Origin of the sequence: Actinomadura rubteroloni (genome assembly GCF_002911665.1) — a bacterium.
Taxonomy (GTDB): Bacteria; Actinomycetota; Actinomycetes; order Streptosporangiales; family Streptosporangiaceae; genus Spirillospora; species Spirillospora rubteroloni.
Genome location: NZ_MTBP01000003.1, coordinates 64,917 through 76,944 on the forward strand (window position 1 = coordinate 64,917; position 12,028 = coordinate 76,944).

The following is a 12,028-nucleotide window of genomic DNA, read 5'->3' on the forward strand; positions in this document are numbered from 1 at the left end:
ACAGAAGGGACGGAGGTGCAGGTCGGGCCAGAGGCCGGTGGAGCGGGCGATGATCTCTTCCGAGATCTCGTTGGCCCGGCGCCCAGACCGTCACGCGACCCGGCACGTGCGGCGACCTGCGCGGCGGCGGCACGGTCACCGGCAGCAGCACCTCTGCCGTGGGTGCGCGCTCAGGGGTGTGTTTTTCGCCTCAAGCTTCATATCTCGCCCTCCATCGATCTGCGACGCTCACGGAGCAGATATCCGAGCCGTCGGCGTCTCCGATGGCTCCGAGGAGGTCAGAGGATGAAGAGCAAGCAGGTCATCGCGGCGCTGGGTCTGGCCGCCGCGGTCATCGCCGCGCCGGCGCAGGCCCTGGCGGCCCCGAATGCGGCCATCGCCGCGGCGCCGCGGGTCGCGCCCGCGGCCAACCCCTACGAGCGCGGTCCCGCGCCGACCGAGGAGTCGGTGAAGGCGGAGAAGGGGCCGTTCGACATCGCTCAAATGCCCGTTCCGGGCGGCGCGGGAGTGTTCGGCGGCGGCACCATCTGGTACCCCAAGGACGAGGCCGGGCCGTTCGGTGCGGTGGTCGTCTCACCCGGGTTCATGACGCTGGAGCCGCTCATCCAGTGGTACGGCCGCACGCTGGCCTCCCACGGGTTCGTGGTCATGACCATGGCGACGATCACACCGATCGACCCGCCGTTCTCGCGGGGTGACGAGCTGCGCTCCGCGCTGGACTACCTCGTCACCAAGAGCACCGTCAAAGACAAGATCGACCCGACCCGGACGGCGCTGATGGGCCATTCGATGGGCGGCGGCGGCACCCTGGACGCCGCCAGCAAGCTCCCCGACCTCAAGGCCGCCATCCCGCTGGCGCCGTGGAACCTCGACTACGCGCCCCCGGCGAAGATCAAGGCCCCCACCCTGATCATCGGCGCGGACAACGACCCGATCGCCCCGACCGCCGCGTTCGCCGACCCGTTCTACGCCGCCCTCACCACTCAGAACCGGGCCTACCTCAAGCTCAAGAACGCCGGACACACGTTCTCGTTCCTGGGCTACAACCCCACCATCACCAAGTACACGGTGTCCTGGCTCAAGCGGTTCGTCGACAACGACACCCGCTACGACCAGTTCCTGTGCCCGATCCCTGCGGCAAGCGACACCGTCGCCGCCTACCAGGGCACGTGCCCGCTCACCTGAGCCGGCGGTCCTCGTTCGCCACCGGTTCTTCCAGCTCGCTGAGGAACCGGTGGTAGAACACCTCGAAATGCTCGATCGAAATCGCCGCGATCTCGTCGATGTCCACCTTCAGGCTCCCCGTCGCCCGGTAGGTCATCAGATCCGACACGGCGCCCACCAGCATCAACGTGCCCATCTCGATGCGCGTGGACCGGGGCGTCCCGAGCGCGCGGGTAACGGTGTCGGCGAGGAAATCGGCGAACCCCATCCGCGCCTCCTGCCAGCGCGCCTGCATCGCCGCTCCCGTCATGAACACCTCCAGGAACACGATCCGCGCAACCCGCTCGTCCTGCGCCAGGCTCCGCACGAACGTCGGGACGGCCACCCTGATCTGCTCCTCGATCGAAGGCCCCGCCGACAGCACCGCGTCCAGCATCACCTCCTGCAACCGCTGGATCTGCGCGTCGTACACGCACCGGAACAGATCCGCCCGGTCGGTGAACGACTCATAGAAGTACCGCTTCACCAAGCCCGCGTGCTCGCACAAGATCTCGATCGTGGACGCCGTGTACCCCAAGGTCCCGAACAGTTCGAGCCCGGTCTGCAGGAACTTCTCCCGGCGCGCCGCCGCACGCTCATGACCGGCCATCCCCCCGTACCGACGCTTCGCAAGCGGCTCCGTCATACCCGCCAGTCTAGGAACCGTTCGCTCACACCCCCGCCCCCCTCCCACCACGCCCGAGAAATGACAGCGGCTACGCAACCTGCCGCTGCACGGCTCCGCGGCCGACCGATCGGGCTCAAGCCGGTCGCGCTCGCCCCGGACCTGACCGCCTGGACCAAGATGCCCGCGCTCCACGGTCCGCGCCCTTCTGGCAGGCTCGGCCAGATGCACGCCACCGGATTGCCACAGCGGCCGCCGGCCGGGGAACGCCGGGCCCGTTCGGGATCGGCTGTTCGACCCACACGACACCAACGCCGCCTACCACGCGGCTGAGGTCGCGTCGTCCTTCTTGCTGGGGCCGGTTCCCGCCGACGCCGTTACGGTGCGGATCACCTATCCGCATCGCGTTGACACCCGGGTCGCGACCCGGGCGCTGCCGAAACTCCACGGGATTCCCGCCGGGCGTTACTTCGTCATCAACGCCGACCCGACCGGATCGATCACCGCGGACGCCGACACGACCGGTCCCGGTAATTGGTGGAGTGTCACCCCACTCGATGCTTCAGGCCGTCCCGTGCCGTTCACGCCATTCTGAATCGGTCGTGCCTTACGCTGCGCCTGAAACATTCGCGTGGGATGCCATGGCTGGTGCGGCATCCATGTGGGCCGGCTAGAGGCCGGTGGAGCGGGCGATGATCTCTTTCATGATCTCGTTGGAGCCGGCCCAGATCTGGCGTGAGACGGGGCGATGTCACGAGGGGGCGGCCGGGGAGCCGTCGGCTCCGTCGAAACCTGCTGACTATGCCGCCCCTTCGCACCTCCCGCCGGCGGGTCCGGCCTCAACTGACGTGCGGGGTGCCGTGGGTGTGGAAGGACTCGATGGTCTTCAGCCCCCAGGCCTGGCCCTTGGCGCGTTCGGCCTCGGTCCAGGTAACGGTGCGCCAGTCCGGGGCGAGGATCAGCCGGGTGTTGGGGTTGCACAGCTCGATCCGGTTGCCGCCGGGCTCGTAGACGTAGAGGAAGAACGTCTGCTGGATGGCGTGCTTGTGCGGGCCGGTCTCGATGAAGACGCCGTTCTCCAGCATGATGTCCGCCGCCCGCAGGATGTCCTCACGGGTGTCCGTGGCGAAGGCGATGTGGTGGAGGCGGCCCCGGCTGCCGGTCCAGTCCTCGGTGTAGACGAGGTCGTAGGACTTGTTGGCGAAGGAGAGCCAGCGGGCGCCGTAGCGGCCGTCGTCGAGCTGGATCTGCTCGGATATTCGGGCCCCGAGGACGTCACGCACGAAGTTGCCGTTGGGTTCGACGCTCGCGGCGAGGAAGTTGACGTGGTCCAGGCGGCGCGGTGCGACACCTTTCCCCGAGTACCGCTGCGGCTGGTTCTTCAGCGCGGGCTGCTGATCCTTGGGGGCGGTGTACCAATCGGTGTCGTAATAGAGCTCCAGTTCGTGGCCGTCCGGGTCGGTGAAGACGTAGGTGTCGCCGATCCCGGGGCGGCCCTCGGTCCAGCCGACGCCGAGGCTCGCCGCCTCGATCGCGGCGACCCGGGACCGCAGCGCCTCGGGGCTCGCGGCGCGCAGTGCGGTGCGGCCGATGCCGGAGGTGCGATGGCGGGTGAGGATGACGGAGTGCCGCTCGTAGTTGTCCCAGGTGCGCAGGTAGACCGAGTCGCCGACGGTGTCGGTGACCGTCAGGCCCATCACCTCGGTGAAGAACCAGAGGCTGCGGTCGAGTTCGGGGGTGAGCAGTTCGACGTGGCCGAGGTGGGCGATGTCGTGCACGAGCCGGGTCGCCATCCCGTCGGGGGCCGGGGAGGTGGTGGGGACCCATGCGGTGGCGCTGGTCGGGGGGATGTCGGGCACGGCGTCGGCGGGTGACATTGCGGCTCCAAACGAGGGTGGGGGTCAGTGGGCGGGACCGGGGTACACCGTGCCGTCGAAGATCTTGCGGGCGGTGCGTACGACTCCGGAGCGGAGCAGTCGCGGGATGGGGCCGGACCGGTCCAGCTCGACCGACACGGCCAGTTCGCCGGTGGGGTGTTCCAGCACCAACGCTTGGCCGGCGGGTGGAAGTCGGGCGTGCCGCGCGCCGACGGCGCCGTCCAGCAGCAGGCCGGTGCCCACGCTGACCGCGGCGAGGGCTCCGATCGCGGCATGCGCGCGGACGGGGATGAAGCTGCGGGTGGAGACCGTGCCGCCGTGGCGGGGAGGGGCCAGCAGGGTCAGCTTGGGAACGGTGGTGGCGACGGCCGGGTCCAGGCCGAGCAGCGGCATCACGGCGCTGCGCACGGCGGCGATCCGGGAGGTCAGCTTCTCGTCGGACTCCAGCTCCTCGGGGGTCTCGTCGCCGCGGACGCCGAAGTCCTCGCCGGCCAGCAGGACGACCGGCATCCCGGCGTCCACCAGAGTGGCCCGCACACCGGGAAGCGGTTCGTCGACGGTGTTGCCGGTCGGCAGTACCGGGGTTCCCGTGCCGTCCGGGGCGGCGAACGCCAGCACCACCGGCGCCGCGGTCCCCGGGACGCCGGGAACGGCGGTGTCGCCGCCGTACTCGACCCGCCTGCCGGCGGTGCGGATCCGGGCGGTGGCGTACTGGCCCGTGTTCAGCATCCGGATCCGGACGGGAGTCTCGTCGGCCTGCGCGGGGACCAGTCCGCGCTCGACGGCGAAGGGACCGACGCCGGCCAGCAGGTTGCCGCAGTTCTGGGCGTCCGAGACGTCCGGCTGGTCCACGCCGACCTGAAGGAACAGGTAGTCGACATCGGCCCGCGGGTCGGGGGAGACGGAGACCACGGCGACCTTGCTGGTGAGGGGGTGGGCGCCGCCCAGGCCGTCGATCTGCCGGGGGTCCGGACTGCCCATGATCCGCAGCAGCAGCGCGTTGCGCTCGGCGGGGTCGGCCGGCAGGTCCTCGGCGCGGAAGTACGCCCCCTTGGAGGTGCCGCCGCGCATAAGCATGCAGGGCACACCCGCGCCTCGACGATCGCCGGACATCAGCTCTCGCCTTCCTCGCGCGCGTATTCCCCGGCGGTGAGGTAGCGCACGCCGAGCTTGTCCAGCAGCGGGCGCAACCCGTACCGGTCGAGGCCCAGCTCGCCCCGCTGGAAGGCGGCCCGGGTCGCCTCCTCCTTCTCCGCCCTGGCCTGTGCCTTCTCCAGGGCCTCGGCGATCCGGGTGCGCGGGACGGCGGTCACGCCGTCGTCGTCGGCGAGCAGCGCGTCCCCGGGCCGTACGATCTGCCCGCCCACCGACACCGGGACGTTGACCGCGCCGGCCGTCGCCTTGACGCTGCCCTGCGCGCTGACCGCCGCCGCCCAGGCGGGGAAGCCCATCGCACGGAGCTCTTCGGTGTCACGGATACCGGTCGTGGTGACCACCCCGCGTACCCCGCGGTGCTGCAGCGCGGTGGCGAAGAGTTCGCCGAACAGGCCGTCCATGGCCGGGGAGGTGGTGGTGACCAGCAGGATGTCGCCCGGCCTGCACTGCTCGACGGCGGCGTGGATCATCAGGTTATCGCCGGGCCAGCACACTGCGGTGACCGCCGAGCCCGCGATCCGCGCCCCTTGCTGCACGGGCCGCAGCCCGGGGCCGAGGTAGCCGGTCCGGCCCAGTGCCTCGTGCACCGTGGCCACCCCGTAGCGGGCGAGCCGGTCGAGGTCGGTGAGGGCCGGCCTCGGGACATCCGTCACGATCACGTTCCTCATGCCAGTTCCCCCGTCACCTGCGGGTACAGCCGCATGTACGCCTCGCCCATGGTGTCCGTCGTGAAGCCCAGGTTGGGCCCGGCGTTGCGCTTGAGCTGGACGCCGCGGCGCTTGGCGAGGTCGGTGTAGTAGTCCCACATGTGCTGCTGCGCGGGCAGGCACTCCATCGCCTTGCGCTTCTTCGCGAACACGGAGGTGATGTCGAGCAGCACCTGCGGCTTGAAGTCGCACTGCTCGCTCTGGTGGGGCTCGAAGAAGAAGACCGGCGGGGCGCCGAGCGGTTCGCCGGGCGCCTGGTAGCCGATGGCCTGGGCGAGGATGCGGGCCTGGATCGCCATCCGGTTCGCGGCCGGGTGGTCCCCGTTGTAGGGGTCGATGCTCGGGTGGGTGAGGACGACGGCGGGCTGCACGTCCCGGTAGATGTGCACCAGGCGGTCGATCAGCTCCTCGGACTCCCGCAGCGGGTAGTCGTCGGCGTCCAGGAAGTCGATCTCGGCGCCGAGTTCGCCGGCTGCGGCCTCGGCCTCGCCGCGGCGCAGTTCCTTGATCTCCTCCAGTGACGCGCCCTGCCGCCAGGCGCGGGCGGACTCGCCGCGCTCGCCGTAGGACAGGCAGACCACCTTGGCCCGCTGCCCGCGCTCGGCGGCCAGGGCTATCGCCCCGCCGGCGCGCCAGACGAAGTCACCCGCGTGGGCGCTCACGACCAGCAGCGCGCCCGCGCCGGAAGCGTCTCCGGGGGTGTTGCTGTCGCTTTCGACCGGGTTGTTCATGGGCCTCGTTCTCCGTATCAGTTATCAGGGGTCCTGTGTCAGCGTGATCCGCAGGCCTCGGAGGCGCCGCCCTCTACCGGCGGCGTCTGCGCAAAGGGATGCGCAGCAAGTCCTGGCCGACCACGATCTCGCCGTGGTATCCGCCGGCTCGCTCGGCCCACCATTGCGAGATCCGGAATTCAGGGCTACTGGGGGAGTAGTGGGTCAGCACCACCTTGAACGCCGTGCGGAACCAGCACTGCGGTCACCGGTTGGTGCTTCGTCTCCCGTTGGAGGGGGCAGGCGGAGGGCCGGTCCAGGGCGGTGGCCGACCCTCCGCGCGCTCTCAGGTCCCGGGCTTGAGGAGGATGCGCCCGACGAGGGCGGTGCCTTGTTCCATCAGTTCGTGGGCCTTCGCGGCCTCGGCCAGCGGAAGGCGTGCCGCGATCGGCGAGTGCAGCCTGCCGTCGGCCAGCAGGGACATCACGCGCAGCGCGTCCTCGTGCCGGGCGCCGCGGACACCGACGATGTCGGCTTCCAGCCGGGTGAGGTCGAACACCGTGAACGGCATCGGGCCGGGCGGGTCCTGTTCACCGGCCGCCGGGCAGAGCCTGCCTCCCAACCGCAGTACGTCCAGGGCCAGGCGCAGGAGGTCGCGGTGGGTGGAGTAGTCGATTGCGTGGTCGACGCCTCGGCCGCCGGTGAGGTCCTTGACGGCGTCTCGGGCGGCGTCGAGGTCTTCGGTGACGACGACCTCGGCACCGCAGGCGGTGCGCAGAGCCTCGACTCGCTCAGCATGTCGGGTGGTGGCGATGGTGCGCAGGCCGAAGATCTCGGCGAGTTGGATGGTGGCGAGGCCCATCGGGCCGGCGGCTCCGGTGACGAGCAGGGTGTCGCCCGCGGTGACGCGGAGTCGGTCCCGCAGGATGCGGTGGCTGGTGCCGTAGGGCCACAGGGTGACTGCTGCCTGTTCCAGGTCGATGTGGTCGGGGACGGGCAGGAAGAGACGCTCGTCGCGTACGACGTATTCGGCGTAGGCGCCCGGGCTCTGGTGGCCGGGGAGAGCGATGCCCGTGGAGAGGTTGCCGAGGCCCCGGTAGGTCTCCAGGGCGTAGGGGTTCTCGGGGTGCACGACGGCCGCCACCCGGTCGCCCGCGCGCAGCAGCCGGGCGTCGGGTCCGGTGGCGATGACCGTTCCTGCGGCTTCACGGCCGAGTTGCTGGGGCATGGGGAAGGGGTTGCGGCCCGGGAGTTTTGTGCCGGGCTGCAGGCCGCGGCGGTATTTCAGGTCCCAGCCCGAGACGGCGGCGGTGTCGATGGCCACCAGCACGTCGGTGGGGCCCAGGGCGGGCAGGGGCCGCTGCTCGTGGACGAGTTGCTCCGGGCCGCCGTGTTCATAGACCCATACGGCTGCCGTGGTGGTCGGGATCGTGGTCATCGGGTGCTTCCTCGCAATGCTTTGGCTACGGCGGAAACAGGGAGTTGATGGGCACTGGTCACGGGTTGACCACCGCCATCCAGATCGGCTCCTTCCGGCTCTGGATCGCGTCGATGGCTTCGTTCGCCTCGGCCAAGGGGTAGCGGTGGGTGATGAGTTCTTCCGCATCCAGGGCGCCCTGCGCGAGCAGGGTGAGAACTTCATGAACGTCGGTGCGCGTGCAGGCCCGGGTGCCGACGACGCGCCAGAGGTTGACCATGATGGCGATCATCGGGAGCGACAGAGGGGCGGAGCTGCCGCCCATGTGCACGAGGCTCCCCCCGGTCGCGAGGGCGGCGAGCGCCTGGGAAGTGGCGGGTCCTTCCGGCACGAAGTCGAGGACCGCATCCGCGCCCTGCGGGACCAGTGCGCGCAGGGCGCGGGTGAGACCACCCTCCTTCGCCCAGTCCGGCGGCAATTCCTCCAGCGCGACGGTGTCGGTAGGCAGGTCGCCTGCGAGCGGCCGGACCGCCGCGAGCCGCTCGGCGCTGCGTCCGATGAGGATGAGCCGGGTGATGCCGAAGTGCCGGGCGAGTTTGACGGTGGCGGTGCCCATCGTCCCGGTGGCGGCGGTGACCACCAGGGTGGCGCCCAGCGGCAGTTCGGCGCACTTGAGGGCGCGCACGGCGTTCGCGAGGTCGTGGACCTTCGCGCCGACGTCGAAGGACACGTTGTCGGGCAGCGTATCGACGAGCCAGTGCGGTACGCGGATGTACTCGGCCATTCCGCCGTCGTGGTAGCGGTCGTACAGCGGCATGGGAACGTCACCGAAAGCGGCGTGGCCGATCATCGACTGCTGTGGGCACATCATGTCCCGGTCGGAGCGGCAGTAGCGGCAGGAGCCGCAGTTGAGATTGGGGTGCACCCGCACGCGGGTGCCGATGGCGATCCCCGCCACCTCGCTTCCCACCGCGGCGATGGTGCCGGCGGCCTCGTGCCCGAGTGTGGTGGGCAGGTGGGTGAAGGCGCCCCGGGCGAGAAGGGTCATCATCCCGGGGGCGAGGCCGGCGGAGGCCACCTTCACCAGGACGTCCTGGGGTCCCGGAACAGGCGCGGGAATCTTGTGCAGGTGCAGCGCATCGGAGTCCTTGTGGGCGCGCGCGGCAAGCATGTCGGTCACGTGATGTGCCTCCTACGTCTTTTCAGTTCAGTGCCGCAGTGCGGCCAGGCGTTCGGGGGTGTACGGCTCGGCGGTCCTGCTCGTCTCGGCGATCTGCGGGAGATCGCGGTCGGAGAACAGGGCGATGTGCTCGCTCTCCTCGGCGCACACACTGGTGTGCGCGATGCCGAGCGGGATGCGAACGAAGTCGCCCGGCCCCAGCTCGACGATGCCGCGCTGGCTGACCAGGGTGCGGCGGCCACTGATCTGGTACTGGATCTCGTCGGCGTCCAGGGTGCGCCGGTAGACGCGCTGGTTCTCGGGCGGCTGTCGTACGGAACTCAGGCGGAAGCCGGGGGAGCGGTACAGCCAGGTCGTGCCGGCTTCGTCGCTCCCGGTGAGAACGCTGAGGCGTTCCTTCTCGGCGTGCACCTGCTCCAGGAGTCGCCGTTCGTCGACGGGGGCGACGGTGATGTCATGGCCGGGTGTGCCCATGCACTGGGTGACCGCCTCGTTGAGGTTGCCCGGTTCCCAGCCGGGGAAGGGCGGGAACGTCGTTTCGGAGCGCCGGACCGGAGCGCGTTCCTCCCGGACGGGAGCGGGTGTGTAGAAGAGCAAATGGCTTTCGCGACGCCCGTAGTTGTCGTGGGCGACACCGCGCGGCAGGCGGGAGAACTCTCCGGGCCGGTGTTCCACCACACCGAGTTCGGTCATCAGGGTGCGCTCGCCGGCGATCTGGTAGGAGATCTCGTCGACGTCGCAGTTTCGGTGGTAGAAGGGCTGCCGGTTGTCCATCGTCTGCCATTCGACGCGGACCTGGGCGCTCTCGTACACGCCGCGCGGCGGAGCGAACGGCACGGCTTCGTATGCGTGGGGGAAGTGCACCACGCTCAGGGGTTCGTGATCCCTCCAGAGTTTCACCGGGAAGGGATTGGGGTGCGGAGGGGACAGCAGGAGGTGCTCGTCCCGCTCGATCGTGCGGGAGGGTTCGTCACTGCAGGCGACGGCGACGACTTCGGTGACAGTGCCCATGAAAGGTCCTTGTTTCGTCAGTAGAAGCCTGGTCAGAGTGCTGCGGGAAGGTGCTCGTCGAGGAAGGCGTGGGTGCGCTGCCAGGCAAGTTCCGCGCTGTCCTGGACGTACATGCGCGGGCGGGCGTCGCAGGCGAAGGCGTGCCCGGCCCCTTCGTAGACGTGGCTTTCGAAGGTCACGCCCGCGGTGGTGAGGGCTTTCGAGATGATCGCCACCTGGTCGCCGGGGATCGTCGGGTCCTCGGCTCCGACGTGCAGCGCCATCGGGGCATCGATGTTCGCGGTCCGGTCCACGACCTCGTGCGGGCCGGCCGCGATGCCCGGTCCGTAGAAGACGACAGTGGCACCGAGGCCGCGGATGCCGGTCGCGGCGGTGAACGCGGCGCGGCCGCCGAAGCAGAACCCGTGGATCGCCGTGCGGGAGACGGGAAGGTTCTCCCTCTCAGCGAGGTGCGTCACGACGGCTTTGACGTCGGTGATGATCGCGTCCGGCCCGATGGCACCGATCAACGGCATGGCCTCGGCGTGCTGCTCGTAGGCGAGGGTGCCGACACCGTTGCGGTGGAACAGGTCCGGGGCCACTGCCAGGAACCCACGCGTGGCGTAGCGGCGCGCGATGTCCTGGATGTGGTCGTTGACCCCGAACGCCTCCTGCAGGACGACCACGGCCCGGTTCGTGGGCTGGGCGGGCCGCGCGACGAAGACGCGCATCGGTCCGTCCGCGGTGCGGACGGTGGTCCAGTCGGTCGCGACAGCGGCGGAATGGGGTTGGTCGTTCATGGCGCATGTCCTTTGCGGAGCTGGTGAGGAAGCGGCCGGAAGTCGTGTGGCCGTTGTCAGGCCGCGCCGCAGGAGTCGGCGGCGGCCTGTCGGACCAAGTAGCGGTATCCGGCCTCCAGTTGGCCGTCGGGCCAGCACTGGGCGCGTTTGGCGAGAGCCTCTGCGATGTCGGAGTGGACGACCGCCCGCCCGGACGCCTGCGCCTGGAACTGCATGGCGTAGGCGCGGTCGAGCAGGACGGCATGCATGACGGCCGCTGCGGCGGTGTGCCCGGCGGCGACCAGCCCGTGCTTGGGCATGAGAGCGGCAGGCGCCGTACCGAGGGCCGCGCTGAGCCTGCGGGCCTGGGCGGGCGTCATTTCGCGGGCAGGGCGTCGTAGTAGCGGGCGGCACCGGGGTGCAGGGGGATGGGGGCCCTGCCCATCGTGACGGGGTCGAGCGGGTAGGTGATGGGGCTGCGTTCCGGAGCCAGGTGCCGGTACTGCCCTTCGATGATGTGCCGCGTCTCTCCCAGTACCCATGCGATGGCATAGGCGACGTCCTCGGCGAGATCGGCGCGGGCGCACACGAGGAAGTCCGAGTACTCAAGGGTCCTGAAGGCGGCCCGCCCCGGAAAGTACCCGTCGTCGACGACTGCCGCCGGCCAGCCGAAGTCGTCATGGAGGCTGTCCAGGACGTGATCCTCGACCTCGAGGAAACTGAAATCACGGCCGATCTCCTGCCACGCGGGCAGCATGATCGCCTCATGGACGATGGCGTTCGCCCGTCCCTCCGTCGCGTGGTCCAAGGACTCGAACGGCCGCTCGTCCTCGAGGAACTCGCCGCCCCAGCCGACGACGTCGACGCCCGCACGTGTCAACAGCTCATGTGCGGCCAGCCCCACGTAATTGACGCCGTCGTTGACAGAGGTCGCGAGACGCAGGACGGGCTTGCTCTGACGCAGTTCGGCGAAGGTGGTGATGCCGAGGTCTTTGTGCACCGCTACGACCAGGCGGTCCCGCTGCGGCACCACACCGAGAGCGCGCAGATCAGGGTAGAACTCGTCGGCGTAGATGCCGCGTCCGTCGAGCGCCGCCGCCGTGAAAGCCGCAGGCGTAGTGAGCGCCACCTGCACCTCCCCCCGGCCCACGGCCCGTACCGCGTCACTCATGCCCCTGCTGTTCCAGGTGGCGATCCGGGTGTGAGGGCCGCAGCGGTCGGTGAGCTCCTGGGCGATCCAGCCGCACACACGATGCAGATTCGCGCTTCCCCAGTCGCCCCGCAGGTGCAGGGTGAGGGAGCGGTCGATCTTGGGTTCTTGGGGGCGGGTAGCCCCGGCCATCTGCTGAGACATGTCGGCTCCTAGATCTAGGAGGCGTCCCAAA

The 12,028-nt window shown here is 69.9% G+C and carries 13 protein-coding genes; 2 read left to right on the plus strand and 11 right to left on the minus strand.

Features of this window, described 5'->3' with window-relative positions; genetic code table 11:
• The first annotated feature begins 285 nt into the window (after positions 1-285).
• Positions 286-1,185, plus strand: a complete 900-nt coding sequence (locus tag BTM25_RS21665; RefSeq protein WP_103564847.1) for a dienelactone hydrolase family protein — start codon at positions 286-288, stop codon at positions 1,183-1,185.
• Here BTM25_RS21665 and BTM25_RS21670 read toward each other — a convergent pair.
• Positions 1,178-1,849 carry a TetR/AcrR family transcriptional regulator gene (locus BTM25_RS21670; protein ID WP_103564848.1) on the minus strand — a complete coding sequence of 224 codons (672 nt, stop codon included), beginning with the start codon at positions 1,847-1,849 and terminating at the stop codon, positions 1,178-1,180. The genes BTM25_RS21665 and BTM25_RS21670 overlap by 8 nt on opposite strands.
• 361 nt (positions 1,850-2,210) lie before the next feature.
• Between BTM25_RS21670 and BTM25_RS29305 the strand changes: the two genes are divergently transcribed.
• Positions 2,211-2,423: a hypothetical protein gene (locus BTM25_RS29305; RefSeq protein WP_146059104.1), complete on the plus strand. Its 213-nt coding sequence runs from the start codon at positions 2,211-2,213 to the stop codon at positions 2,421-2,423.
• 244 nt (positions 2,424-2,667) lie between these two features.
• Here the strand turns inward: BTM25_RS29305 and BTM25_RS21675 are convergent, their stop codons facing one another.
• From BTM25_RS21675 to BTM25_RS21720, 10 genes are all read right to left on the minus strand, one after another.
• Entirely contained in the window at positions 2,668-3,705 is a 1,038-nt protein-coding gene (locus tag BTM25_RS21675) for a catechol 2,3-dioxygenase (protein WP_235828554.1), read from the minus strand.
• A 24-nt stretch (positions 3,706-3,729) separates the two neighbouring features.
• Positions 3,730-4,782, minus strand: a complete 1,053-nt coding sequence (locus tag BTM25_RS21680) for a 4-oxalomesaconate tautomerase (RefSeq protein ID WP_235828597.1) — start codon at positions 4,780-4,782, stop codon at positions 3,730-3,732.
• Between the two features lie 35 nt (positions 4,783-4,817).
• The gene (locus tag BTM25_RS21685; protein WP_103564850.1) at positions 4,818-5,528 is read right to left on the minus strand and encodes a 4-carboxy-4-hydroxy-2-oxoadipate aldolase/oxaloacetate decarboxylase; all 711 of its coding nucleotides are present in this window, start codon (positions 5,526-5,528) and stop codon (positions 4,818-4,820) included.
• Positions 5,525-6,298 (minus strand): PIG-L deacetylase family protein, encoded by a 774-nt coding sequence (locus BTM25_RS21690; RefSeq protein WP_103564851.1) that lies wholly within the window; start codon positions 6,296-6,298, stop codon positions 5,525-5,527. Before BTM25_RS21690 ends, BTM25_RS21685 begins: the two co-directional genes overlap by 4 nt.
• A gap of 325 nt (positions 6,299-6,623) precedes the next feature.
• The gene (locus tag BTM25_RS21695) at positions 6,624-7,715 is read right to left on the minus strand and encodes a quinone oxidoreductase family protein (RefSeq protein ID WP_103564852.1); all 1,092 of its coding nucleotides are present in this window, start codon (positions 7,713-7,715) and stop codon (positions 6,624-6,626) included.
• A 58-nt stretch (positions 7,716-7,773) separates the two neighbouring features.
• Positions 7,774-8,865 carry an alcohol dehydrogenase catalytic domain-containing protein gene (locus tag BTM25_RS21700; protein ID WP_235828599.1) on the minus strand — a complete coding sequence of 364 codons (1,092 nt, stop codon included), beginning with the start codon at positions 8,863-8,865 and terminating at the stop codon, positions 7,774-7,776.
• A 36-nt stretch (positions 8,866-8,901) separates the two neighbouring features.
• The gene (locus tag BTM25_RS21705) at positions 8,902-9,885 is read right to left on the minus strand and encodes a cupin domain-containing protein (RefSeq protein WP_103564854.1); all 984 of its coding nucleotides are present in this window, start codon (positions 9,883-9,885) and stop codon (positions 8,902-8,904) included.
• 32 nt (positions 9,886-9,917) lie between these two features.
• Positions 9,918-10,664, minus strand: a complete 747-nt coding sequence (locus tag BTM25_RS21710; protein ID WP_103564855.1) for a dienelactone hydrolase family protein — start codon at positions 10,662-10,664, stop codon at positions 9,918-9,920.
• Positions 10,665-10,720: 56 nt separating this feature from the next.
• Complete coding sequence (locus tag BTM25_RS21715; protein WP_103564856.1) at positions 10,721-11,023, minus strand: class II aldolase/adducin family protein; 303 nt, start codon at positions 11,021-11,023, stop codon at positions 10,721-10,723.
• Complete coding sequence (locus tag BTM25_RS21720) at positions 11,020-11,997, minus strand: TAXI family TRAP transporter solute-binding subunit (protein ID WP_235828556.1); 978 nt, start codon at positions 11,995-11,997, stop codon at positions 11,020-11,022. Before BTM25_RS21720 ends, BTM25_RS21715 begins: the two co-directional genes overlap by 4 nt.
• Between the last annotated feature and the right edge of the window lie 31 nt (positions 11,998-12,028).

What these genes read in the sequence shown, in the direction of transcription:
- BTM25_RS21700 (WP_235828599.1), bottom strand. Translation starts at nt 8,865, where the DNA reads ATGCTTGCCGCGCGCGCCCACAAGGACTCCGATGCGCTGCACCTGCAC.
- BTM25_RS21690 (WP_103564851.1), bottom strand. Translation starts at nt 6,298, where the DNA reads ATGAACAACCCGGTCGAAAGCGACAGCAACACCCCCGGAGACGCTTCC.
- BTM25_RS21670 (WP_103564848.1), bottom strand. Translation starts at nt 1,849, where the DNA reads ATGACGGAGCCGCTTGCGAAGCGTCGGTACGGGGGGATGGCCGGTCAT.
- BTM25_RS21720 (WP_235828556.1), bottom strand. Translation starts at nt 11,997, where the DNA reads ATGTCTCAGCAGATGGCCGGGGCTACCCGCCCCCAAGAACCCAAGATC.
- BTM25_RS21715 (WP_103564856.1), bottom strand. Translation starts at nt 11,023, where the DNA reads ATGACGCCCGCCCAGGCCCGCAGGCTCAGCGCGGCCCTCGGTACGGCG.
- BTM25_RS21665 (WP_103564847.1), top strand. Translation starts at nt 286, where the DNA reads ATGAAGAGCAAGCAGGTCATCGCGGCGCTGGGTCTGGCCGCCGCGGTC.
- BTM25_RS21710 (WP_103564855.1), bottom strand. Translation starts at nt 10,664, where the DNA reads ATGAACGACCAACCCCATTCCGCCGCTGTCGCGACCGACTGGACCACC.
- BTM25_RS21695 (WP_103564852.1), bottom strand. Translation starts at nt 7,715, where the DNA reads ATGACCACGATCCCGACCACCACGGCAGCCGTATGGGTCTATGAACAC.
- BTM25_RS21680 (WP_235828597.1), bottom strand. Translation starts at nt 4,782, where the DNA reads ATGCTTATGCGCGGCGGCACCTCCAAGGGGGCGTACTTCCGCGCCGAG.
- BTM25_RS21685 (WP_103564850.1), bottom strand. Translation starts at nt 5,528, where the DNA reads ATGAGGAACGTGATCGTGACGGATGTCCCGAGGCCGGCCCTCACCGAC.
- BTM25_RS21705 (WP_103564854.1), bottom strand. Translation starts at nt 9,885, where the DNA reads ATGGGCACTGTCACCGAAGTCGTCGCCGTCGCCTGCAGTGACGAACCC.
- BTM25_RS21675 (WP_235828554.1), bottom strand. Translation starts at nt 3,705, where the DNA reads ATGTCACCCGCCGACGCCGTGCCCGACATCCCCCCGACCAGCGCCACC.